At 52.1% G+C, this 21,224-nt stretch carries 20 protein-coding genes; 7 read left to right on the top strand and 13 right to left on the bottom strand.

Going from position 1 to position 21,224, the window contains the following annotated elements:
- Window positions 1-67: 67 nt before the first annotated feature.
- From CHB83_RS05930 to CHB83_RS05920, 3 genes are all read right to left on the bottom strand, one after another.
- The gene (locus CHB83_RS05930) at window positions 68-697 is read right to left on the bottom strand and encodes a uridine kinase family protein (protein WP_089332143.1); all 630 of its coding nucleotides are present in this window, start codon (window positions 695-697) and stop codon (window positions 68-70) included.
- Window positions 698-800: 103 nt separating this feature from the next.
- Complete coding sequence (gene rdgB / locus CHB83_RS05925) at window positions 801-1,385, bottom strand: RdgB/HAM1 family non-canonical purine NTP pyrophosphatase (protein ID WP_045687413.1); 585 nt, start codon at window positions 1,383-1,385, stop codon at window positions 801-803.
- Between the two features lie 139 nt (window positions 1,386-1,524).
- Window positions 1,525-1,908: a hypothetical protein gene (locus CHB83_RS05920; protein ID WP_045687412.1), complete on the bottom strand. Its 384-nt coding sequence runs from the start codon at window positions 1,906-1,908 to the stop codon at window positions 1,525-1,527.
- Window positions 1,909-2,119: 211 nt separating this feature from the next.
- Between CHB83_RS05920 and CHB83_RS05915 the strand changes: the two genes are divergently transcribed.
- The 4 genes from CHB83_RS05915 to hemC all read left to right on the top strand — a co-directional run bounded on the left by CHB83_RS05915 (window position 2,120) and on the right by hemC (window position 6,162).
- Window positions 2,120-2,368 (top strand): type B 50S ribosomal protein L31, encoded by a 249-nt coding sequence (locus CHB83_RS05915; RefSeq protein ID WP_045687428.1) that lies wholly within the window; start codon window positions 2,120-2,122, stop codon window positions 2,366-2,368.
- Window positions 2,369-2,516: 148 nt separating this feature from the next.
- On the top strand, window positions 2,517-3,755 hold the full coding sequence (locus CHB83_RS05910) for a GlmU family protein (protein WP_089331998.1): 1,239 nt from the start codon (window positions 2,517-2,519) through the stop codon (window positions 3,753-3,755).
- A gap of 110 nt (window positions 3,756-3,865) precedes the next feature.
- A complete protein-coding gene (locus tag CHB83_RS05905; RefSeq protein ID WP_089331997.1) occupies window positions 3,866-5,002 on the top strand; it encodes a DNA polymerase III subunit in 1,137 nt (378 codons plus the stop codon).
- Window positions 5,003-5,220: 218 nt separating this feature from the next.
- On the top strand, window positions 5,221-6,162 hold the full coding sequence (hemC, locus tag CHB83_RS05900) for a hydroxymethylbilane synthase (RefSeq protein ID WP_089331996.1): 942 nt from the start codon (window positions 5,221-5,223) through the stop codon (window positions 6,160-6,162).
- A 96-nt stretch (window positions 6,163-6,258) separates the two neighbouring features.
- On the opposite strand, the gene CHB83_RS24205 is transcribed toward hemC, so the two are convergent.
- Window positions 6,259-6,438, bottom strand: a complete 180-nt coding sequence (locus CHB83_RS24205) for a DUF2238 domain-containing protein (protein ID WP_262490728.1) — start codon at window positions 6,436-6,438, stop codon at window positions 6,259-6,261.
- Window positions 6,439-6,452: 14 nt separating this feature from the next.
- Window positions 6,453-6,884, bottom strand: coding sequence for a DUF2238 domain-containing protein (locus CHB83_RS24200; protein ID WP_262490727.1), 432 nt, complete (start codon window positions 6,882-6,884; stop codon window positions 6,453-6,455).
- Window positions 6,885-7,185: 301 nt separating this feature from the next.
- On the opposite strand from CHB83_RS24200, the gene CHB83_RS05890 reads away from it, so the two are divergent.
- Window positions 7,186-7,836, top strand: coding sequence for a peptidylprolyl isomerase (locus CHB83_RS05890; protein WP_045690486.1), 651 nt, complete (start codon window positions 7,186-7,188; stop codon window positions 7,834-7,836).
- Between the two features lie 38 nt (window positions 7,837-7,874).
- Entirely contained in the window at window positions 7,875-8,780 is a 906-nt protein-coding gene (locus CHB83_RS05885) for an SDR family oxidoreductase (protein WP_089331995.1), read from the top strand.
- Between the two features lie 705 nt (window positions 8,781-9,485).
- Here CHB83_RS05885 and CHB83_RS05875 read toward each other — a convergent pair.
- The 4 genes from CHB83_RS05875 to CHB83_RS05860 all read right to left on the bottom strand — a co-directional run bounded on the left by CHB83_RS05875 (window position 9,486) and on the right by CHB83_RS05860 (window position 13,652).
- Window positions 9,486-10,478, bottom strand: coding sequence for an ABC transporter permease (locus CHB83_RS05875; RefSeq protein ID WP_089331994.1), 993 nt, complete (start codon window positions 10,476-10,478; stop codon window positions 9,486-9,488).
- Window positions 10,475-11,101, bottom strand: a complete 627-nt coding sequence (locus CHB83_RS23760) for an ABC transporter permease (protein WP_179225467.1) — start codon at window positions 11,099-11,101, stop codon at window positions 10,475-10,477. Before CHB83_RS23760 ends, CHB83_RS05875 begins: the two co-directional genes overlap by 4 nt.
- Window positions 11,102-11,552: 451 nt before the next feature.
- Entirely contained in the window at window positions 11,553-13,286 is a 1,734-nt protein-coding gene (locus CHB83_RS05865; protein WP_089331992.1) for an ABC transporter substrate-binding protein, read from the bottom strand.
- A 96-nt stretch (window positions 13,287-13,382) separates the two neighbouring features.
- Entirely contained in the window at window positions 13,383-13,652 is a 270-nt protein-coding gene (locus tag CHB83_RS05860) for a hypothetical protein (protein WP_089331991.1), read from the bottom strand.
- A gap of 370 nt (window positions 13,653-14,022) precedes the next feature.
- On the opposite strand from CHB83_RS05860, the gene CHB83_RS05855 reads away from it, so the two are divergent.
- A complete protein-coding gene (locus CHB83_RS05855) occupies window positions 14,023-15,564 on the top strand; it encodes a phospholipase D-like domain-containing protein (RefSeq protein ID WP_045690254.1) in 1,542 nt (513 codons plus the stop codon).
- 83 nt (window positions 15,565-15,647) lie between these two features.
- On the opposite strand, the gene CHB83_RS05850 is transcribed toward CHB83_RS05855, so the two are convergent.
- The 4 genes from CHB83_RS05850 to CHB83_RS05835 form a co-directional block, all read right to left on the bottom strand.
- Complete coding sequence (locus CHB83_RS05850) at window positions 15,648-16,010, bottom strand: hypothetical protein (protein WP_143437013.1); 363 nt, start codon at window positions 16,008-16,010, stop codon at window positions 15,648-15,650.
- Between the two features lie 217 nt (window positions 16,011-16,227).
- The gene (locus CHB83_RS05845) at window positions 16,228-16,797 is read right to left on the bottom strand and encodes a PKD domain-containing protein (protein WP_179225466.1); all 570 of its coding nucleotides are present in this window, start codon (window positions 16,795-16,797) and stop codon (window positions 16,228-16,230) included.
- An 80-nt stretch (window positions 16,798-16,877) separates the two neighbouring features.
- Window positions 16,878-17,606: a LytR/AlgR family response regulator transcription factor gene (locus CHB83_RS05840; RefSeq protein WP_089331989.1), complete on the bottom strand. Its 729-nt coding sequence runs from the start codon at window positions 17,604-17,606 to the stop codon at window positions 16,878-16,880.
- Between the two features lie 35 nt (window positions 17,607-17,641).
- Window positions 17,642-21,184: a hybrid sensor histidine kinase/response regulator gene (locus tag CHB83_RS05835; protein WP_089331988.1), complete on the bottom strand. Its 3,543-nt coding sequence runs from the start codon at window positions 21,182-21,184 to the stop codon at window positions 17,642-17,644.
- Between the last annotated feature and the right edge of the window lie 40 nt (window positions 21,185-21,224).

Raw genomic sequence — 21,224 nt, 5'->3', positions numbered from 1 at the left:
AGAAAGCACAAAAGCCTCGGTGCCGGATAGGGCAGCGAGGCTTTTGTGCTTTTTATTCGGGTAGTACTTATATAGTGCTGGAGTGAATCTTGCCTTTCAAGTAACCCACTAGTACATCCAAGCCCTGGTCGAAATGCCGGTTGTTGGGAATGATAATGTCGGCGTCGTGCTTAAAGGGTTTGATGTACTTCTCGTAGGTAGGCGCTACGTGGTTGGTGTAGCGGTAGAGCACATCCTCCAGGTCATAGCCCCGCTCGTCCCGGTCGCGCACAATGCGGCGCTGTAGCTTCACGTGCTCCCGGGCATCAATGTAAACCTTCAGGTCGAGCAGCTTGGCCACTTCTTCGAAGTAGAACACGAAGATGCCTTCTACCACGACAATAGGCGCAGGCCGAAACACGAGTTCCGCAGGCTTCACGTTGGGGTTGTTGAACGTGTATTCCTGACGGCGCACCTCTAGGCCTTGGCTGATGCGAAGTACATCGGCCGCGTACGCCTGCGAATCAATGCTAGAGGGCAAGTCGAAATTCGTGACGCCCTGGGAATCTACCTGCTGAATTTCGCGCGGGTGGTAGTAGTTGTCCTGGGAAATCAGGCAGATTTCTTCTTCGGGAAACGAGGCCAGCAGCCGGCGCAGAAAGGTGGTTTTACCGGAGGCGCTGCCGCCCGTGATACCGACGATGAAAGGGTGTTGCATGGAGGGGGGAATAGGCCCGTACCGGCGGGGCCAACCCTGCAAAAGTAAGAAGTTTGAAGCGGAGAAGAACAGAAATCAGGAAAGGCAGCTCCTTCAGAGGATATTACTGCACTTGGTTGAGGAACGCAACTAGCTCCGTCACGGCCCGGCTGCGGTGGCTAATGCCGTTTTTTTCTGCCAGAGTCATCTCCGCGAAAGTGCGGCCGTCGCCTTCTAAAGGCTGAAAAACGGGGTCATAGCCAAAGCCATCCAATCCGCGCACTTCCTCCGTAATCATGCCTGCTACCGAGCCCGCGAAGGTGTGCACCGCGCCAGTTGGTAGCACCAAGGCCACTACCGTTCGGAACTGAGCCGAGCGGTCCTCATGTTCCGCCAACTCTTGCAGGAGCTTCTGCACATTATCGGCAGCTAGGCGCTGGGGACCAGCATAGCGCGCTGAGTACACGCCGGGCGCCCCGTCTAGTGCTGCCACTTCAAGGCCGGTGTCATCGGCAAAGCAGGCCACGCCGTAGTGGTCCCACACGTACTGGGCCTTTTGGCGGGCATTACCTTCCAGAGTTTCCTGCGTTTCGGGCAACTCTTCCTGGCAGCCGATATCCGCCAGGCTCAGCAGCTCAACGAAGTCTGGTAGCAACGGCCGGATTTCATCCAGCTTGTGGGCATTGTTAGAAGCGAAGCAAAGACGCATAGCGGTAAAGAAAATGAAGCAGTAAGGTGACAGAAGCTATACAAGCTACGGTTCTGTCATCTGCACGACATAAAAAAGCCGGTCGAGCCGGCGAGAAACAAAACAACGAATAAATCAGCTTTTGCCCGTCCGCGCCCACCTACCGAAACATCGATTTTATCGTGTCCCAGGAGCGTTGCATGGCGCCTGGCATAGGGGTAAAGGTAGTTTGGTAACGCTGGCCGCCCGCCGTATTACAGATGGTGAGGCGATAAGTAACCGACGAGCTACTTATCTCTTGGTTGATCTCCTGATCGATAAACTGGTAGCGGTGCTGAGCATTGGGCTCAATAGCCGCGAGGTGGCTGTACTCAGCTTCGTTGGAAGCTTTGCGCGCTAGCTCGTACTTCTGAATGCCGATTTCGCTGCTTACTTCCCATTCCACCCGCACGGCGGCATCATCATAAGCTGCTTGAAACGAGGTAGCATCGGAACCACGCCCTCCAACAGAACCAACCAACAGCACAAATGAGAGCGTGAACATACGATGATACATAGGCAGATGCGTGTAGTAGTAACAGTTGTCAATACGGTAGTAGCTGCCAAACATAACCAATTCTGACTACCCAGGTTCCGAGCGGGCTCGGACGTAACGGAAAAGTAATGGTATGCTTTTGAAATCCGAACGTAACATGTACTTTTGCAGTCCCTTCCGCAAAATCGGCAGGCACTCAGGTACAAACGGCATTACGACCATGAAAAAAGACATCCACCCCGAGTATCGCGAAGTTGTGTTTCAAGACACTTCTAGCGGCTTCAAATTCCTGACCCGTTCGACCATGAACTCGAACGAGACCATCACGATGGAAGACGGCAAGACTTACCCCGTTATCAAGGTGGAAGTTAGCAGCGAGTCGCACCCCTTCTACACTGGCAAAAACGTGCTCCTCGACACGGCTGGCCGCGTAGAGAAGTTCATGAACCGCTACAACAAGAAGAAGTAATTTCCCGTGGCAGGTGCTTTTTCAAAGGCACGTGGCATGAGCGAATAGAAACTCCCGCTGGCTCGCCTGGCGGGAGTTTTTTTATACTTGCACTAGCTAAAAACCAGCGCCGGGCCTGTATCCCGCCCACTTTAAGTTTTTTGTACCTATGCGCGTTCTGCTTTTTGATGATCCGGCCATTCGGCCCCAACTGTTGCCCTTCACCTTCACGCGGCCCGTGGCTGCACTACGTTGTGGCATTCTTACTCTGGCTGAGAAATGGCAGCACCGCTTGGGAGTAGCAGAGGTAGGGTATCTGACGGAGGCGTACTTGCAAGCCAAATTTCCGGCTGGCAATACCCAAGGCGCTGCGCTGCTCATCAACGGAGCCGTGTGCCCCGATGATGTGCTAACGAAACAGGTACAGGCACTAGCGCCGGGTGAAGCCCTGTTTGACGAGGAAACCCTGGTGGCAGCTCACCTCGCCGACGCCACCCAGGTAGCCGAACTGATTCAGGATGGTTTCCAACGCACCCATGAGGTAGCGGAGCCCGCTACGGTCATTCAGGCCGTGTGGCATTTATTCTTGCGTAACGGAGCCGAAATCCGCCGCGACTTTGACTTGCTCACCCGTGGTCGGCAGTCGGCGCCGGTGGGGGATGTGCACACTATCGTGTACGCGCCGGAGGATATCTTCATTGAGCCCGGCGTGAAAATCCGGGCTGCTATTCTCAATGCCGAGAACGGCCCAATCTACCTGGGTAAAAACTCCCAGGTGCATGAAGGCGCTATTATCAGCGGACCCTTGGCGCTTTGCGAAGGCTCGCACATCAACGCGGGGGCCAAAATGCGCGGCGACAACACCGTAGGGCCCTACTCTAAAGTAGGTGGCGAGGTAGGCAACAGCATTGTGCTGGGCTACTCCAACAAAGGCCACGATGGCTACCTGGGCAACTCTGTGATAGGGGAGTGGTGCAATTTGGGCGCCGATACAAACACTTCTAACCTGAAGAATAACTACGCGCCCGTTAAAATTTGGAGCCACTCGGCAGGTCGTTTCGTCAACACGGGCCAGCAGTTTTGCGGGCTGATGATGGGCGACCATAGCAAGTGCGGCATCAATACCATGTTTAATACCGGCACGGTGGTAGGCGTGGGAGCCAATATTTTCGGGGCTGGCTTCCCGCGCACCTTCATTCCGAGCTTTAGCTGGGGCGGAGCGGCAGGTTTTGAAACCTTCAAACTGCCCAAAGTGGCGGAAGTAGCAGAACGCGTAATGGCGCGTCGTCAGCTTTCGTATGATGCTACTGAGCAAGCTATTATGCAGCACGTGTACGAGGTTACTGCCAAAGACCGCGTGTGGGAGAAAAGCACACCGGCTGCTCCACAGGCAGGCATAGAGTTGTAAGCGCCGGGTAAGCCAACCAGTTTCTAGGCGCTATTCTTTGCAAGCCTACTAAACGGTGAGGCTAGTGATAGAGAGCCATCAGGAGCAGTTTGTAGTTTCTTTTTTAACAAATGCGTTTCTCAGAAATACCGGGTCAGCAGCAAGTTAAGCAGCTTCTTATTGGGAGTGTGCAACGACAGCATGTGGCGCATGCCCAGCTGTTTCGTGGGGCCGAAGGTTCGGCAGCCCTGGCTCTTGCCCTGGCCTACGCTACCTTCCTGAACTGCGAAACCCGCTCGGCCACGGATGCTGACTCCTGCGGGCACTGTCCGAGTTGTCAGAAAATTGACAAGCTCATTCATCCTGACCTCAACTTCATCCTACCCGTTACGACCACGAAGGCTGTACCTAAAGATGCCGTCAGCAGCAAGTTTGCAGCCGAGTGGCGCACCTTCGTGTTGGAGAATCCGTACCAGGGGCTCAACGACTGGATGCAGCACATTGGGGCCGACAACAAGCAGGGGAGCATATCCAAGGAAGAAAGTCTGCAACTGCTGCGGCTCGTTTCCTTGAAGGCATTCGAGGCACAGTTCAAAATCGTAATTATTTGGTTGCCAGAGTTGATGCATCCTTCAGCGGCCAATGCTGTATTGAAGCTGCTGGAAGAGCCACCACCCGCTACGGTATTTCTGCTGGTGAGCAATGCTCCTGAGCAGCTATTGCCTACTATCATTAGCCGCGTGCAGCCAGTAGTGGTTCGGCCCTTACCTGAAGAAGATCTGCTCGCGTGGCTACGCGATACGCATCAGATCCCGGAGGTGAAAGCTCGGCAGCTGGCCCAGCTAGCCGAAGGTAACCCTGGCACTGCCCTAGTGGCGCAAGCCAGCAACAGTGCCGACCACGACTACTTTACCTTCTTTGTAAAGTGGATGCGACTATGCTACAGCAACAACGTAGGGGAGATGCTCGCCATCAGCGACGATTTTCAGAAGCTGGGTCGGGAAAATCAGAAGGAGCTGTTACAGTACGCGCTGGTGCTATTGCGCAAGGTGCTCCTTTTCGGACTCGATGCGAAACTAGTGCCTCATTTGGCCGCTAACGAGCAGCAATTTGTGCAAGGGTTTAGCCGCTTCGTTACACCCCGCAACGCAGAGCCTATTACAAAGGAGCTGAACGAAGCGCACTACCATGTAGAGCGCAATGCTAACCCCCGCATGGTTTTCGTGGACACGTGTCTGCGGGTGGCAGAACTTCTAAAAACGGCCTAAATACGCTAATTACGCATAAAATACAACTTGCTAAATTGATATAGCAAGTGCTAAACTTGGTATAGTAACTACCTTGCTGGGTGGGCGCCGTATCTTTGCAAAGGCCTTTAGCCAGGATGTACTTCTCTTTTCGCTGAGGTAAGCGGAAAGCGGTTGAGAGCCGGGAGCAGCTTAAAGAAAGCGGCTCTTTTTCAGATTGTGCTTTTTATTTTTCTGCTTTGAAAACAATTCGCATTGGAACGCGCGGTAGCAAGCTGGCGCTGTGGCAGGCGCACCACGTTGCCGACCGCCTCAACGCTGCTGGCCTCGCCACAGAAATAGTTATCATCACCACTACCGGCGACCTAGTCCTAGACCGTTCCCTAGACAAAATTGGAGCTAAGGGCGTGTTCACGGAAGAGCTGGAAGAAAGCCTCCGCACGGGCTACATTGATATTGCTGTGCACAGCGCCAAGGACGTGCAGAGTACTATCCCGGCTGATCTAGAGTTGCTGGCTTTTTTGGAGCGTGAGCAAGTAAACGACGTAATCGTCAGCTTCGACCCCAACCTTGATTTGCAGCGTCCAGACCTTGTGCTGGGCACTAGCAGCACCCGCCGCAAGGCCATGCTGAGGCGCTTCCTGCCCCATGCTACTACGGCCGAGGCCCGCGGAAACCTCCAAACTCGCCTCCGCAAGTTGGAGGAAGGCCAGTATCATGCGCTAGTCTTGGCCTATGCGGGAGTACACCGGATGGAATATGATAATCTTATCCGGTACGTGTTGCCGGAGACGCAATATATCCCAGCTACTGGCCAGGGGAGCGTAGCTATTGAAAGTGCCCGCAACTTAGACCCAACTCTTAAGAGCGAACTGGAGCGTATTCTCAACCACCCAGCTACTAACGTATGCTTGCGGGCCGAACGGGCTTTCCTGCGCACGATGGAAGGCGGCTGCAGTATTCCATCGTTTGCTCTGGCCACGCTAAGCTCCAATGGGCAGGAGGTGCATCTGCACGGCGGGCTGATTAGCCTTGATGGTCAGCAGTTCATTGATGAGCAGCAAACGGCCTCAGCGGACCAGGCCGAAGACTTAGGTGTTCGTATTGCGGAAAGCGTGCTAGCCCACGGTGGGCAGCAGATCCTCAACGATATCCGTCAGGAGCGCAACGTGGCGTTGTAGGCGGGAAAGTAGCTTCAGTAACAAGCAACAGGCCGGTCACCTTGCGGGACCGGCCTGTTGCTTGTTACTGAGGTAGATAGATTTTATTGTCCTGGTTTAAGCTTTGGGTGCGCGTCCGAATAAGGCGTATACTATCAGTGCAAATACGGCTCCGCTGGTGTCTGCTAGCATGTCCTTCTGGGCGTCCCAAATGTCACCTTGACTACCAAGAAAGGCAGCACCAGCTTCTCCGCCGGCCTTTACGGCATATACCCACTCTATCAATTCGTAGGTCATGGCTACGGTGCCAATTACGCAGAGCGGAAAAAGGTAGCAATGAAACGGCTCTGAATAAGGCCTTTGCGGTCCGTTAGTTCAATGATAGGGTAGGCGTAAAATCCCACCGTGAAGTGGGCTACCCGGTCGTACATGTTGCGCTTGAAGCCAAACAGGTTGTTGAACCAGTCAAACGGGACTTTCTCAAAAGTATAATGGCCGCCAATGGTGTGCATAAACAAAAGCACGCTCATCAGGGCGTAGGCGAGATTGGAAAACCGTACGCCGCGCACATACAGCACTACCAAGGCCACCACAATAAGAAAAATCGGAACGTTCTCGGCCCACCATGTTCCGCGCTCCGCTGGGGCAATGCCCAGCACCACAAACTCGACTAAATAGGCGGCCAGCAGGAGCATAGGAAACCAGTGGGTGCGAGGGGCAACAGGCGTAGAAGGTGAAGTCATACGATGAAGTGAGGGGAAGAAAAACGGACGAAGTGCTGGCCTCCATACGTCTCTAAGCAGAATTAGTCGAGCTTCGGTCGTATAGTCGAGATTTTAGTACAAATGCTGCGCCCGTTGTTGCTACCCGTACAGCGGCTTCAGTCTGGGGCGCCCACATAAAAGGATAGCTAGGGTAGGTACCCAGGAGGCTTTGAGCGGACTGCTGGTGGTAATAAGTGCATGTGGTGCATCTGTCACGGATAGAATTTCAAACTGCGGCTACCGAAAGCGCGTAATTTTGCCTCGTCAAAACTGATTTTGTATGTCACGTATTCCATTCCTGTCCCGCTTCGCCTTGCTGCTAGGTGCCTTACTCCTGGTAGCTCCTCTGGTAGTCGCCGCCAAAGGCCCCCGAAAAAGTAAAAAGGACGAAGTAGTTACTATCACCACCCCCCAAGGTGCTATTCGACTGATTCTGTTTGATCAGACCCCGTTGCACAAAGCCAACTTCCTGAAGCTAGCGACGAGTGGCTTCTACGATGGCACTACCTTCCATCGGGTTATTCCTGACTTTATGATTCAGGGCGGTGATGTGAACTCCAAAGACGACAACCCTAGCAATGATGGGGCTGGCTCACCCGATGAGAAAATGATTCCGGCCGAGATACGACCCGAGTTTACCCATAAGTACGGGGCCGTAGCGGCAGCCCGCTCCCCCGATTTTGTCAATCCCCAGCGGAGCAGCAGTGCTTCTCAGTTCTACATTGTTGAAAACCACCGGGGTACTTCGCACCTCAACGGAGCGTATACAGTCTTTGGCCAGGTTATCAGCGGGCTGGATGTGGTAGATAAAATTGCAGCTCAACCCACCGCCGAGCGTGATCGTCCGCTCACGGATATTAAGATGACGGTGAAAGTAGAAAAGCTGAAAAAGAAGAAAATCACGGAGCTATACGGCTATCAATACGAGTAAGCTCCTACCTGGCTCGCGCGTCGCTAACTCATCACTACATGAAAATTCTTCTTACCGGCTCCAATGGCTTACTGGGGCAAAAGTTAGTAGCATTGCTGCACCAGCAGCCAGATGTGGAACTCTTAGCTACCTCTCGGGGACGTAACAAGCTAGCGTCAATGTATCCATCGGTACGCTTTGTTTTCCTCGATGTTACGGACGTCGCTCAGGTGCAGCAAGTTATACTGCAGGAGCAACCCACGCATCTCATTCACACGGCCGCTATGACCAACGTGGATGAGTGTGAGCTGAACCAGCAAGCATGTTGGGAGCAAAATGTGACGGCCGTGCAGAACTTAGTAGCTGCGTGTGAGCAAACGAGTACCCACCTGCTTCACGTCAGCACCGATTTCATCTTCAGCGGTGAAGTAGGTCCCCTGTCGGAAGAGGCCGCCCCTGGTCCCGTCAATTTTTATGGTAAGAGTAAGCTAGCTGCTGAGCAAGCGGTGCAAGCTTGCAAGTCTCCTTGGGCTATTTTGCGCACCGTGTTGGTGTATGGCACTGCCCATGAATATGGCCGGACCAACATTGTACTTTGGGTGCGCGAATCGTTACGGGCAGGCAAGCAAATTAGTGTAGTAAGCGACCAATATCGCACGCCTACGCTAGCCGAAGATTTAGCACTTGGCTGCTGGTTAGCTGCTAAGCACGATGCCACGGGTATTTATCATCTCAGCGGGCGTGAAATGCTTACTCCGTACCAGATGGCCCTTCAGGTAGCCGATTACTTTCACCTGGATAAGTCACTCTTAGTCCAAGTAGACGCTAGTACATTTGCGCAGCCAGCGCGGCGGCCAGCACGTACGGGTTTTATTATCGAAAAAGCTGAGCGGGATTTAGGCTATCAGCCTCATTCCTTCCAAGAAGGAATTGCGCTTCTGGCTCAGCAGATGCAGCTAGCGTAAGACCTCAGCCCAATACGCGAACGACCAGATGTCCTACACGACATTTGGTCGTTCGCGTATTGGGCTGAGAGTAGTAGAAAATTGGGCTAACAAGCAAGAAAAAAAAACCCGTAGACAATGCCTACGGGATTTTCACACACCTATTGCAACAACCTATAGTACGTAGCCTTGCTGCGAGCAACTGCGCAGGCTAGTACAAAAAATCTAAAAATTAGTCATCAGATGACGTGGCTACTCCGACGAATAAGCCACCAACCAAGATTGCAGCGCCCTTACGCAGTGCTGCGGACCCGGCCGCGTATGGAATGCATTCCCCGTCAATTGTGAGATAATGCTTGGCATTTACCGTTACGGTGTGCCGCGCCATCATCTCAAGTATCAACGTCCGAAGTGCTTTGCCATGTGGACGATTGACAAGGAGCGAATTCATGTAAAACGGTAAAAAGAACTTAATAAAAGTGACCCCTTATCTTCTCCTTATGTGCCGTTCCACATGACAATATTAAGGGGGTAACTATAGGGTTGTAAAGGACACTTTTATCAAAATTGTGACTTGTATAATTGCTAGTTTTATTGTTAAAAATTAAGTTGATTTAAATCTCGCTAAAACTGCACAATCTCTAAAATCCTTTTCTGCTGCTCGAAAGCTTAGAAGGTAGTGTGCGTACATAGATTGTTGGCTAGATTGTGATGTGAAAAAATAGGCTATTTTGTGACATCTAGATGTTTGTCAAACCCCGTAATTTTAGTGCTTACTAAGGTGTGCAGACTTAGAATGGTGAAGAATATGGCTGCCCCAGGCCACACCAAAAGCCACCATGCTGCTGGCGCCACCCGAATGCTTGCTAGTAATCGCCCCCAACTAGCAACTTCTGGGGCTAGCCCAATTCCAAGAAACGACAAGGTCGTTTCAAGTCCAATAATGATGGCAATACTGAGTGGCAAACGGATTAGTAATACCGGCCAGGTATTAGGCCAAATATGGTACCGCAAGATTCTGAGAGTGGGCAACCCAGCAACAACGGCGGCTTCCACAAAAAGCAAGGCCTTGGTCCGTAAAGTCACGGCACGCAGTAGGCGAGCTGGGGTAGTCCAGCAGGTCAGGACGAGTAATACAACCAAGCCCATGGATGAAGGGCGTTGTACGGCAGCAATTGCAAGAACCAGCAATAGTAGCGGAATAGAGTCTAGTAGCGCAATTAGTGCTTGCACCATACTATCTATTGGCACCGCTATTTGCCGTTGACCCCAACTAGTACGTCGGAGTGCGTAATAAACGGTGCAGCTCAAAACTCCTATTACTAGCCCTACAGGAAAAGGATTAGTGCGTAGCTGAGGTATAAATAGCAATGCAATGACCGCACCTATCACCCCCGCCGCTGCACTAGCACGCTGCACCTGATAAGTGCTGTTGCCCCAAAAACCAGCTACGCTACCCGCTGCACCGCCTAGCAGGGAGGCCAAAACAGCCGTTGGAATGCTGATGAGTAGCGTGGTGCGAGCACCAGCTAGTAGGAGCTGTAACACATCGTGCCCCAAGGGGTCGGTTCCCAACCAGTGGGGATCTTGAAACGGAGGCTCCTGGGTATGGAGTAAATCGGGAACAGGAGAAGAAGTGGGAGCAATACATGCACTGACTACCACTAGCAGAAGCCAACTAACCGCAAGCCACTGCGCAAACGAGAGCCGACGAGTCATATGTGCAAGCGAATGCGCGGGTCAGCCCACTGGTACAGGGCATCGGCAAGTAACTGGCTTGCTAGCCGCGCTATTGCTACTAGTAGCACAACTCCCAGCAGAACAGGAAGATCTTGTTGGGCAGCAGCTTCAACGAACAAGCGCCCCATGCCTGGCAAGGCATATACCATCTCTACTACCACAGAGCCCGTTACCATACTAGGTAATAACTCTGTAAATAAAGGGAGGACTGGCAGCAAGGCATTGTGCAACACATGTTTCCGAACAACCTGCACTGGTGGAGCTCCTTTTGCGCGGGCCGTGGCTACGTATGGTTCCCTTAGTTCTTGCTGCATAGCACCATCCAGTTGCACCACGAACCCGGGCAGTGCCACCAGAAGTAAGCTAAAAACAGGTAAAACTAAGTGGCGGAGGTATTGCAGCAACTCCTCACTCCAAGAGCTGTATTGCTCCGTATCATCGCCTAACCCGAAGGCCGGAAACCAGTTCAACGCATCCGGATTGGCCAATAGCAGCAACAAGCCCAGTGCTACCAGAAACAAAGGCAGCGCTTGAATACCGTGAAGTATAGCCAGTACCAAACCACGCCACCTATTATAGTAGTTTACCCAAGAAGCGAGCAAGACAGTACTAATAGTGGCTAAGAACGTTGCCGAGACAGTAAGCGGTAGCGTGTAGCGTAATGCTTGTAGCAATAGTTTCGTTACGGGCGTGCCCTCGCGGTAGGAATTTCCAAGATCACCTTGCACTACCCCTCGTAGCCACCGATGGTATTGGTTGCGTGTTCCATTCCAATGCCAGTGGGGGTGCCAAGCAGGAGTATCGGTATCTGATGTTAATACCGATAGGTAAAATACTGGAAGATCAAGCCCATAGCGCTGACGAACTTGCTGTGCTATACGGGTTTGTTCACCTACTGATAATCCTCTGCCAAGCGTAGGTGCGTCTTGCAATGTTTGCAAGCCGATATCGGTAGCTGCCCACCTAGTTAGTAGAAAGATAATAGACAGGATGCCCCATGCTGCTAATACAGTTCGGCCTAAGCGAAAAAGCAGATAGCGCCCCATTTACCAGCTATTTAGTTACTGGTGAAAAGTCAATGGCGTTGGCGCGGTAACTCGGCTTGATGGAGGTCACAGGCACTCGCCCAAGGCGCCGGGCTGCTGCTATTCGGTATTGCAAGAAGTACAATACGTAAATGGGCCGTTCAGTGTAAAGTAAGCGTTGGAAACGACGCAGTAAGCGAGTTTTTTGCGCTGTATCAGGTGTCTGTACAATAGCCTCTATAAGATGGTCGCTGGCAGGAGTCCCAAAACCAGAGTAGTTGTACAGAGAGGTGCTATTCGAATGAAAAAGGGGGGTGAAGTCATACGCGGCAGGGTTGCCCCCTATGCTACGCAAACTCACTTCCGTAGTGCCTTCTCGGAGTTGTTGTACGAGCAAAGAGGCTTCGGTAGGACGAAGATCTACCGGAATGCGTATGGCCGTCGCTGCCGCTCGAAACTGAAGAGCAGCCGCTTCTAGAGCGGGGTCCCCTGCCCGATAGCTGAGTGAAAGGCGAAGCTCCAGAAGTTTACCTGCTTGCTTACGCACCCAACCCTGACCATTTACCTCGCGCCAGCCAGCCTTTCGTAACAGCGTTATAGCCTGCTGTGTATCATAGGTAGGTAACGGTAAGCTGTCATTGTAGTAAGGGTGTACTCGCGGACTAACGATGCTAGCGCTTCGGTATGCAGCGCCCTGTTGGGTAGCACGAATCAGACCTGGTACATCAAACAAAGCTGACAGCGCCTGTCGTGTAAATCGGTCTTGCAACGTTGGTTGACGCGTATTGAAGTTAGCAACAACGCATTCGTATGAATCCACCGTATAAAAGCTCAACCTAGCGCGGTCGGCATCCGAACGTCGAAGGCGAGCGAATTCAGCAGCAGGCATTAACGGATATAAGTCAATGTCGCCTCTTCGAAGCGCAAGCATTGCTGTGCCTGCGTCTGGAATAATTTGATAGGTAATACTTTTAGGAACCGCACGCAAAATCGGTGGTGCCTTAGCAAGAGCATCTCCCCACCACTTCAATTTGCGAGTGAAGGTTAGAAAGCGTCCGGGTTGCCAGTTTTTTAGCTGGTAGGGACCACACCCTGGTAAATTATCCGGGTGCTGAGCTAGCTGCGCAGCCTGATATCGTTGTACGAAGCTAGTAACGGATGCGTATGCGGTTGCGGCTCCCGAGCGTAGTTCGCGGATAGAAACAGAGCGTAATGAGCCTTTAGGATCTAGTGCGTACTCAGGTAGGATAGAAAAGTCACCTGAATTGCGGACGTAGTCAGATGACTGCCCAGTACACACCAGCGTGAAGCGGCGGCTATCGGTTGTGTCGAGGCGGATATCCTGGATGAAATGGAACATAGCTTGATCCATTTCAGTGGGTAGCCCCGGGCAATTCATCATCTTCAGCGTGAACGCCACATCCTGAGCCACGACTGGCTTGCCGTTGTCCCAGGTAGCCTCAGGGCGCAGGCTGTAACTTACTAGCATCAATGAATCACCGAGGCGTTCAACCTGCGGGGAAGCTGCCGCCAGCCACGGCACTATGTTGCGCCCAGTATCTGAGATATTAAGCAGCGAGCAGTGCAGCAAAGTGCTTACCTCGTACGAGCTTGGGTTATTGGCGATAAGCGGATCAAGGTTCTCCGGGTCCCGCGCCCACCGGATACGCACGGTGTCGGGCGTTGCAGAGGTAGCGGAAGGAGAACATCCTGTTATACTACTCCAAAGTAGCAACAACAGACCGAAGAGGATTCGCTTCATGAACGGGTAACTGCGCAGTACAAGCTGCGTGGCAAGTTACCACGTTTAAAAATACCTACAGAGAATCAGAGAGTACTATCCTCTACGAAAGGTGCATTAGGCAACAACCTGACCTTCACCCCAGCCGCTAGTGCCGTGGGCCGCAACAACCTGACCTTCACCCCAGCCGCTGGTGCCGTGAGCCGCAACAACCTGACCTTCACCCCAGCCACTAGTGCCGTGGGCCGCAACAACCTGACCTTCACCCCAGCCGCTAGTGCCGTGGCCAAGAATTTGCGAGGTAGAAGAAGTCAGAACCGACTGCTGGGCAGGAGAAGCAGCGAAAGTAGAAACTTGAAATAGAGCGATGGCGATGATTTGGAACATGATGCTTGGAATTATTTGTGGTTCAGGTGGTTGACTGACACAAATGTGGGGACCAAACTAGCCGGCGTAAAGGAAAGAAAACCGGTAAACGTGACCTCAAAATCGCAGCCTTTGGAAAAAGAAATCTTTGCTTCCAAGGCCCTCTATTTCATAATGAAGGCATTATTAGTGAAAAATACGGAAGTATAACCTGGACGATATGCCCATTTTTGTGACATAATGCCAGGAAATAAGGCATGATTAGCCATTATACAAAGGTCACAGGTCACATAGGACATGTAAAGGCAGTTTATTTAATTTTTGTGACGTGGATTTTATGATTGTGTATATTGTAAAAAGTGGCATAAGGTGCTTGAAATAGGCTTTTCTGATGGACGAACTTACTACGCTAGTTAAAATTGTGACCGATCGTCGGTTGGCAGTACTCCCTTTTCTAGACTTCTCTGCTCGTAATGCAGCCAGCAAAGATTTACAACTGGTTCGATTATTAGAAGAAGATCCTAATACAACTCAAAACAAGATAGTTAAAAGCTTGTACGGAGCTACTGATGCCCGTAGCCAGACCACGTTCCGAAAGCTCAAGTCGCGGGTGCAGCAAAAACTGCTGAACCATCTCTATTTCTTAGATCACACGGATGTACGACATGTTGTGTCGCGTCGGCATGAGCAGCAATGCTTGGGTTTGTTACACCAGGCGCGTATTCTATTAGGAGAGGGCGAGTATAAACTAGCCGAACGGCTGTTTCGAAAATCCTTAAAAGTGGCAACTGATGCCGAACTGACACAATACGCCGTGATGTGCGTGCGAATGCTACGCATTCTCTATGCGGAAACTCGTAACGCAGCTCGTTTCAAAGCGATGAACAAACAGCTAGAAGAACTTCAGCAAACACTGAGTTTAGAAGACGAAGCTGAACAGCTATTCTTTGAAATAAAAGTATTTTCTCAGCAGAAGGTGCGTTGGCGGCAGTTTATTCTTAAACAATTGCCTTCCTCCTTAGAGCGCTTAGAACAGCTTCATAAGAAGGCTAAGACGTATAACACATTCTATTTTCTGTACGTCACGAAGATGTCGCGGGAAGAGCTAACGGGTAATTATGCGGAAATTATTCGGCTGACAGCAGCTACGGAGAAAGCCAGAAAGCAGGGCAAGGTGAACGAGATGCGTTTCGATAAGCGCTTTAATAACTACATGAGCGTGTACGCACACTTGCAGTGCCGACAAGCTAAAAAAGGATTGAAGCTTGCTGAAGAGTACTTCAAAGATTTCCATTACTCTTCGGGAAACTGGTTTTACTACCTGGAAATCTACCTGCTGCTGGCTATGCACGCGAGTCAGTATGGGCAGGCTTATGAATTGCTACAGCAGGCTCGTAAGAACCCGTATTACCGCAAGCAGCGACCGGCGGCACAGCAGCGGTGGGAGCTGTACGAAGCGTATATTCAACTGGTGCAACCAGAGCAGTCGCCAGTGAAGATGCGCCACTTTGCTCAATTGGTGCAAACGGTTCCCGATTATAGCCGCGACAAACAGGGATACAACGTAGCCATCCTGATCTTGCAATTTCTGTATTTCCTTCGCCGCCGCGACATTGAAGGGCTGCTAGCACGACTAGACGGTTTGCGTAAGTACGAACAGCGTCACTTGCGTAATCCGGCAACTCTGCGCAGTCAGCTGTTCTTTCGTATGCTCCTGCTAACTGTAAAAGAAAACTTCGTAGCACGCCAGTGCGAGCAGAAGGCGGCGCCTCTACTGGAGAAACTGCGGGTGGCTCCCCAACCGGGAGAAGCCTACGGAGAAATTGAAATCGTGCCCTATGAAGATCTTTGGGCCTTCACCCTCACCATCTTGCACCGACTAGAAGAGGAGCAGCGTGCTAATGAGCAAGCTAGCCGCGACTATGTAGGATAGCACTTGTTTTAGAGGCGCAGTTGATTACCACCTTCTTGCACGCGGGAGTAATCAGCTGCGCCTCTGAAGTAAACGCGTTTATTCTACCGATTACTTGACTGAGTTCCAGAGCTTAGTTGTGCCGGCCCAGTAGGAGAGAGTTGGGCTACGTAACGTTGGTACTGCAATGCAGTTAGAATGTTTTTTAGCTTCTCGCCATATTGCCGTTCAAGGTCGTGCAGCTTATTCTGCATCATGGCGGGGTCGTTGGCGTACTGAGTTGTTATTTCGTTTTCCTGCGTAAGCCGTTCCAGCACAAGCCGACGCACCTGCATTGAGCGCGCATCATCCAATGAAATGCGAGCTGCCAAACGGCGCGTATCCTCTATTGCTTGCGCTTTGAGGGTAGATGGGCTCTGTTGCGCGTGCGTGACATGAGAAATGCCGCTAGCTAAAATTAGAAACAAGCAAAAGCTAAAAGTCTTCATTAATTACGCAGGTGTGGTTTGGTAGTGCAAGCGTAGAAGCAAAGCCTACCAAAATGGAAGTATGAACAGTAAGCGGTATTTTATTGGAAGTTGAGCGAGCTACTTGAACTGATTACACAAAAGCTCATTGATAATGACAAGCTAGGTGTGCAGAGATGGCGTAAACGGACGAAATGACGGGATGCCATGCAGTCAATTAAGGTAGTACCACTATTATGCGACTGACACAGTGACTATCGGGGCAGCTACCAGGACCGTTGCCGCGTAAACTCATCCGCACGGTATACTGTCCAGCTCGGCGAAATCTGTGAGCCACCTGCCGCCCATTGGTAACGTAGCCGTCCCGAAAATCCCAGAGAACTACCACGTTGCTACACAAGGGTAGCTGTGAATCCGCAGCATCGAAGGTGATGGATTGGCCTACGCGAACGGTGTCAGTTGAAGGATGAAAATTTACTACCGTCTCTTTGGTGAAATCTACTGGTATAAGCTTCTCAGCGGTGCGCACAGCACCAGTAGCTTCCTCCACTACATCGAGTTGTACTGTGTAAAGCTTCCGTTCCTGATAGCAATGCGACACGACGGGCCCAGTAAGTAGGGTGCCATCGCCCATGCTCCAACGAAAAGTCAGCGGGCCGGCATCCGGGTCAATGGCTCGGCGCGCGTCTAACTCCACGCACAATGGTACCACCCGAGGGGCCGGGCAGCTGACACTTAGCGTGTCACCCGCATTTTGGGCGCACGCCGGCTGGGTAACTAAGAGCAAGCCACTTAGTAGGCAGCCCAGCAAAGTAGTGCTACCGGCTGCCCGCAACCATTGTATAGAGTGTACGACTACAGAAATACTCAAAACTTATTTAGGCGTTGAAAAACCTCGCGTTGATAGGTCTGGCCAATTGGGATGTGCTTACTACCAATCAAAATGGTATTATCCTCTATTGACTGAACTCGCTTCAGGTTGACAATAAAGGACCGGTGTACTCGCGCAAACAAGCTAGTAGGAAATTTCTCCTCCGCAGCTCGCATAGTACTGTACACAATAAGCTTGCTGGTACCCGTTACAATATGCACGTAGTCGCCGAGGGCTTCAACGTACCGCACGTCGTCGAAAAGCACTTTTACCAATCTGTTCTCGACTTTGACAAAAGTGAATTGCGGATTCTGTGCTGCCTGGATTGTATCAGTAGGAGCGGTGGTGCTGCTTTCAGTTGCTTCCAACGCTTTTTGGGCAGCTTTCAGAAAACGAGCGTAGCTAATGGGCTTCACTACATAGTCAAGTACATCGTATTCAAAAGCTTCCACCGCGTAGCTTTTACTGCTGGTAATGAGAATAACCAGGGGCGGATTTTCAAGTGTCGCCAATAAATCGAGACCCGACATCAGCGGCATTTCGACGTCCAGAAAGAGAAGGTCGACGGGTTGCGTACGAAGCACTTCCGCCGCAGCTACAGCACTCTCGCAATTTCCAATGGATGTGAGGAAGGAAGTATTGGCAATGCACGTTTCAACAATCTGAATGGACAAAGGGTCATCGTCAACAACCAAGCAGCGCAGAGGGGTGGTAGAATCGGGCATAGGTAGCGTCAAATGTAGATGTTGTCTTAGCGTATTTATACAGCAAGCTTGTTCATGCCAAGGCGCTGACGCAGTACTGGATACACCAGCATCAGCTCTTGTTGTATGTAGCTTGTATGAGCTATCAGTTCGGGGGCAGAAAAAGAGGTTCGCTTGTCCTCTAAAAGCTCCAGACGTTCAGTTAGCGAGTCCAAGCCAAAATAGGCAGCTTGCCCGCGTAGCTTGTGGGCTACCTGGCGCAAAACTATAGGGCTAGAATCGGCTTGCAACTCAGTAGCTAGCTGGGGAGCCTGGGCAAGGAAGGTGTGAATGATGCTATGGATGAATCCCTCATTCCCACTCGATAACTCTTCGAGCAACTCCCAGCGTACGGTTACGTGGTTAGCTGCATACTCATGGGAAGATACTTCAGCGGAAGCAGGTAGGGTAGGGGGTGTGCCTGAAAGACTTTCCGTCACTTGGCGACCCGTATAGAAAGCTAGGCGTGCGTATAGAACAGCTGGATCAAACGGCTTGGCCAAGGTGTCGTTCATGCCTGCTTCCAACGCCAGCACCCTATCTTCGGGTAGGGCAGATGCGGTTAGGCCGATGAGCGGAAACTGTTCAGCGCTGGGGAACAACATACGAAGCTGGCGCGCCGCCTCGTAGCCATCCATCTCTGGCATTTGCACATCAAGTAATACGGCATCAAATGGCGCAGTTTGGGCTGCTTCCACAGCTAAGCGACCATTGGCAGCAATGGTAACTTCTACGTTCCAGGCCTCTAAGGTTTTGCGCGCTACCAGTTGGTTGAGGTCATTGTCTTCGGCTACGAGCACGCGTAGGGCAGGGACAAATGGAGCCAACGAGCCTACTGCTTCGGGACGCACAGTTGCAGCATCCACAACCGTACACGGAATTTCAAAGCTGAATGTGGAGCCTGCTCCTTCTACACTTTCTACCCACAACCGCCCGCCGTGCAGTTGCACGAGGTTGCGGGCAATGCTCAGGCCTAGCCCCGTGCCTCCAAACTGACGCGTAGTACTTGTATTGGCCTGAGAAAAGTCCTCGAAGATGGCGTCTAGTTTCTCAGCGGCAATGCCAATGCCCGTATCAAGCACTGCAAATCGTATCAAGGGCTGCTCGGCCCCTAGGCCAGCTTGGGTTGATACCCGTAGCGTAACTCCTCCTGTGGTCGTAAACTTGACAGCATTGCCCACCAAATTCACCAGCACCTGAGTTAGTCGTACCGCGTCGCCTAGCATAGCAATAGGCACGTCGGGTGCTACCTCGGTGTGGAAATACAAGCCTTTCGATTCTGTGGCGAACTGAAACATCCGCGCAATTCGCTCAACTACTTCTGGTAGGCGCAAGGGAGTACGCTCCAAGGTAAGTTTGCCCGCTTCAATCTTCGAACTATCTAGGATATCGTTTATGATAACCAAGAGATTCTGCGACGATGATTGAATAGCGGCCAAGTACTCGCCTTGTTCTTCGGTAACGGGAGTGTTACGAAGCAGATGAGTGAGACCAATGACGGCATTCATGGGCGTGCGAATCTCGTGGCTCATGTTGGCCAAAAACTGTGCTTTCGCCCGGCGCGACGCTTCGGCTGCATCGCGCGCTACTACCAATTCGGCATTAATCCGTTCGGTAGTGTCTTTCTCGTGCCGCAATTCTGCCGTGCGCTCCCGTACGGTATTTTCTAGTTGCAACTTCTGACGCCGCAGGTTAGCCGTGCGCAGCCTCGTAAATACGTAGGCTGATCCTAGGCCAGCCGCTAGTACCAGGACCGCAAACCACCAAGTGCGCCAGAAAGGTGTGGCGATGTGCAGAGGGGAAAAAACGGACTGACTCCACATACCGTCGGAGCCGCGGCGGGCTCGAACTTCCAGTACGTATTGTCCAGCATCAAGCCGCGGGAAATCTGCTTCTGCAAGGCTGGATGGGCGGCTCCAATGGTCATGAAAACCACGTAGTCGGTATTGGTACTGCCAAGTGCCGGAAGGAGATAGGCTGGCAACCCGAAAAAACCACGTTACTCGGTGCAGGCCAGCCGCCAAGTGCAGTGGTTGAGTGACTCGTTGCCGTTCCCCGTCAATTTCAACTTCTGTTAGAGAAACAGGACTGCTGCGGGCCGGCAATTGGGCCGGTAACTGCACGTGCACCAATCCATTTCTGGCGGCTAGCAGTACAGTTGAGTCAAGGTGGGGAAGTACCGCCGAGGCATTGGGAAGCAAATCGTGAATGACGGGGTTGTCCGGCGTAGTAAACGGCGCAAATGTGTACGTCCGCCCCAGCGACAACCCGTTGCGATGATGCACTAGCAAGCCTCCCGATGTTGGAACCAAGCCATAGCAGTAGTTGCTGGCAATACCGCTATTGGTGGTTGTGAATTGCCGAAACTGATTATTCTCGTAGCAAAACAATCCGTCGCCTTCCGTGCCAACCCAAACGCGGCCGGCAGCGTCTTCGGCCAGGGTGGTAGCATCTATGCCACCCGGCACAAGACGATGAACGGTAAAGCGGCCTTTTTCGAGTACCGCCAAGCCAGTACCGTGGGTTGCAAACCACACCCGGCCTTGGTGGTCTGGCAAGATGGCGTACACATCATTCTGTAGTAGGCCGCTTGCTGTTGTATAGTGCTGCGTTTCGTCTTTCGTTACCCGAAAAACTCCTTCTCCAATAGTACCTATCCACAGGGCTTGTGCCGCGTCGCGTGCCAGCGTAGTTACATGTAAGTCAGACGGTAATGAGGAAGTTTTCGTTAATACATCTGACGCAGGAGCAAGCGCAGCAGAGGGCTGCGCCCTCGGGAAAGTCTGCTGCCAAACTCCGATTGCATCAGTTCCTACCACTACTCTATTGCTGCTTAGTAGGGGGAGGAGGGAAGTAATACTACCTGGAATAACCGACAGTGTTGGTGACCAGGCTAGTCGTCCTTTTTGCTGGTACACGCGTAGCAGCTTTCCAGTTGCAGTGCCTGCCAGTACTTGCCGACCGGTGCCACCTAGCGCTGTTAGGCGGGTGGCGCTAGGAAACAAGGTTACATGAGCATCCACCAAACGCCACAAACCCTGGCCAGAAGTGCCTATCCAAAAGGTGCCCTCCTGGTCGCGCAGTAAGCAACTTATAGCTGTTCCAGAAGCTAGTGCTGGATGGTAACGACGCTTAAATGCGCCCAGTTGCGAACTGTCAGGTATGGGTAGGCCCGATTGCGCACGAAAAGGGCCGCGGGCAGTTTTCGGGGCGGCACTAAATCCAGCGTCCTCACTGTGCGAACGACCTCCTTGATAGTGCCCTACCCATAATTGCCCGGTCTTCGGATCCTCAGCTAGCTGGGTCACGAAGTTTTCGGCGAGACCTTCCTTGGTAGTAAAGGCTTGAAACGTGGTGCCATCAAAGCGGACCAAACCCTCCCCAGTTCCAATCCAAAGGTAGCCAGCGCGGTCTTGATGGAGGGCGTAAATGAATGGCTGCGGGAGCCCTTCTGCGGTGCCAAACTGCTTCAGGAACTGCTGCGGTGCCTGTGCCCGCACCGCCGAAGCTAGGGGCACGCACTCAAGCAAAAGCAGCAGAAAAAACCGGAGGCAGCGCATATGTAGAACAGATGGTACCAGAAAGGTACACGCTCCCCCT

The organism is Hymenobacter mucosus, from assembly GCF_900188255.1.
Taxonomy (GTDB): Bacteria; Bacteroidota; Bacteroidia; order Cytophagales; family Hymenobacteraceae; genus Hymenobacter; species Hymenobacter mucosus.
The sequence above is the reverse complement of the archived record's forward strand: the minus strand, read 5'-3'. Positions and strand labels throughout refer to the sequence as shown.

What these genes read in the sequence shown, in the direction of transcription:
- CHB83_RS05930 (WP_089332143.1), bottom strand. Translation starts at nt 697, where the DNA reads ATGCAACACCCTTTCATCGTCGGTATCACGGGCGGCAGCGCCTCCGGT.
- rdgB (WP_045687413.1), bottom strand. Translation starts at nt 1,385, where the DNA reads ATGCGTCTTTGCTTCGCTTCTAACAATGCCCACAAGCTGGATGAAATC.
- CHB83_RS05920 (WP_045687412.1), bottom strand. Translation starts at nt 1,908, where the DNA reads ATGTTCACGCTCTCATTTGTGCTGTTGGTTGGTTCTGTTGGAGGGCGT.
- CHB83_RS05915 (WP_045687428.1), top strand. Translation starts at nt 2,120, where the DNA reads ATGAAAAAAGACATCCACCCCGAGTATCGCGAAGTTGTGTTTCAAGAC.
- CHB83_RS05910 (WP_089331998.1), top strand. Translation starts at nt 2,517, where the DNA reads ATGCGCGTTCTGCTTTTTGATGATCCGGCCATTCGGCCCCAACTGTTG.
- CHB83_RS05905 (WP_089331997.1), top strand. Translation starts at nt 3,866, where the DNA reads ATGCGTTTCTCAGAAATACCGGGTCAGCAGCAAGTTAAGCAGCTTCTT.
- CHB83_RS24205 (WP_262490728.1), bottom strand. Translation starts at nt 6,438, where the DNA reads ATGACCTACGAATTGATAGAGTGGGTATATGCCGTAAAGGCCGGCGGA.
- CHB83_RS24200 (WP_262490727.1), bottom strand. Translation starts at nt 6,884, where the DNA reads ATGACTTCACCTTCTACGCCTGTTGCCCCTCGCACCCACTGGTTTCCT.
- CHB83_RS05890 (WP_045690486.1), top strand. Translation starts at nt 7,186, where the DNA reads ATGTCACGTATTCCATTCCTGTCCCGCTTCGCCTTGCTGCTAGGTGCC.
- CHB83_RS05885 (WP_089331995.1), top strand. Translation starts at nt 7,875, where the DNA reads ATGAAAATTCTTCTTACCGGCTCCAATGGCTTACTGGGGCAAAAGTTA.
- CHB83_RS05875 (WP_089331994.1), bottom strand. Translation starts at nt 10,478, where the DNA reads ATGACTCGTCGGCTCTCGTTTGCGCAGTGGCTTGCGGTTAGTTGGCTT.
- CHB83_RS05865 (WP_089331992.1), bottom strand. Translation starts at nt 13,286, where the DNA reads ATGAAGCGAATCCTCTTCGGTCTGTTGTTGCTACTTTGGAGTAGTATA.
- CHB83_RS05860 (WP_089331991.1), bottom strand. Translation starts at nt 13,652, where the DNA reads ATGTTCCAAATCATCGCCATCGCTCTATTTCAAGTTTCTACTTTCGCT.
- CHB83_RS05855 (WP_045690254.1), top strand. Translation starts at nt 14,023, where the DNA reads ATGGACGAACTTACTACGCTAGTTAAAATTGTGACCGATCGTCGGTTG.
- CHB83_RS05840 (WP_089331989.1), bottom strand. Translation starts at nt 17,606, where the DNA reads ATGCCCGATTCTACCACCCCTCTGCGCTGCTTGGTTGTTGACGATGAC.
- CHB83_RS05835 (WP_089331988.1), bottom strand. Translation starts at nt 21,184, where the DNA reads ATGCGCTGCCTCCGGTTTTTTCTGCTGCTTTTGCTTGAGTGCGTGCCC.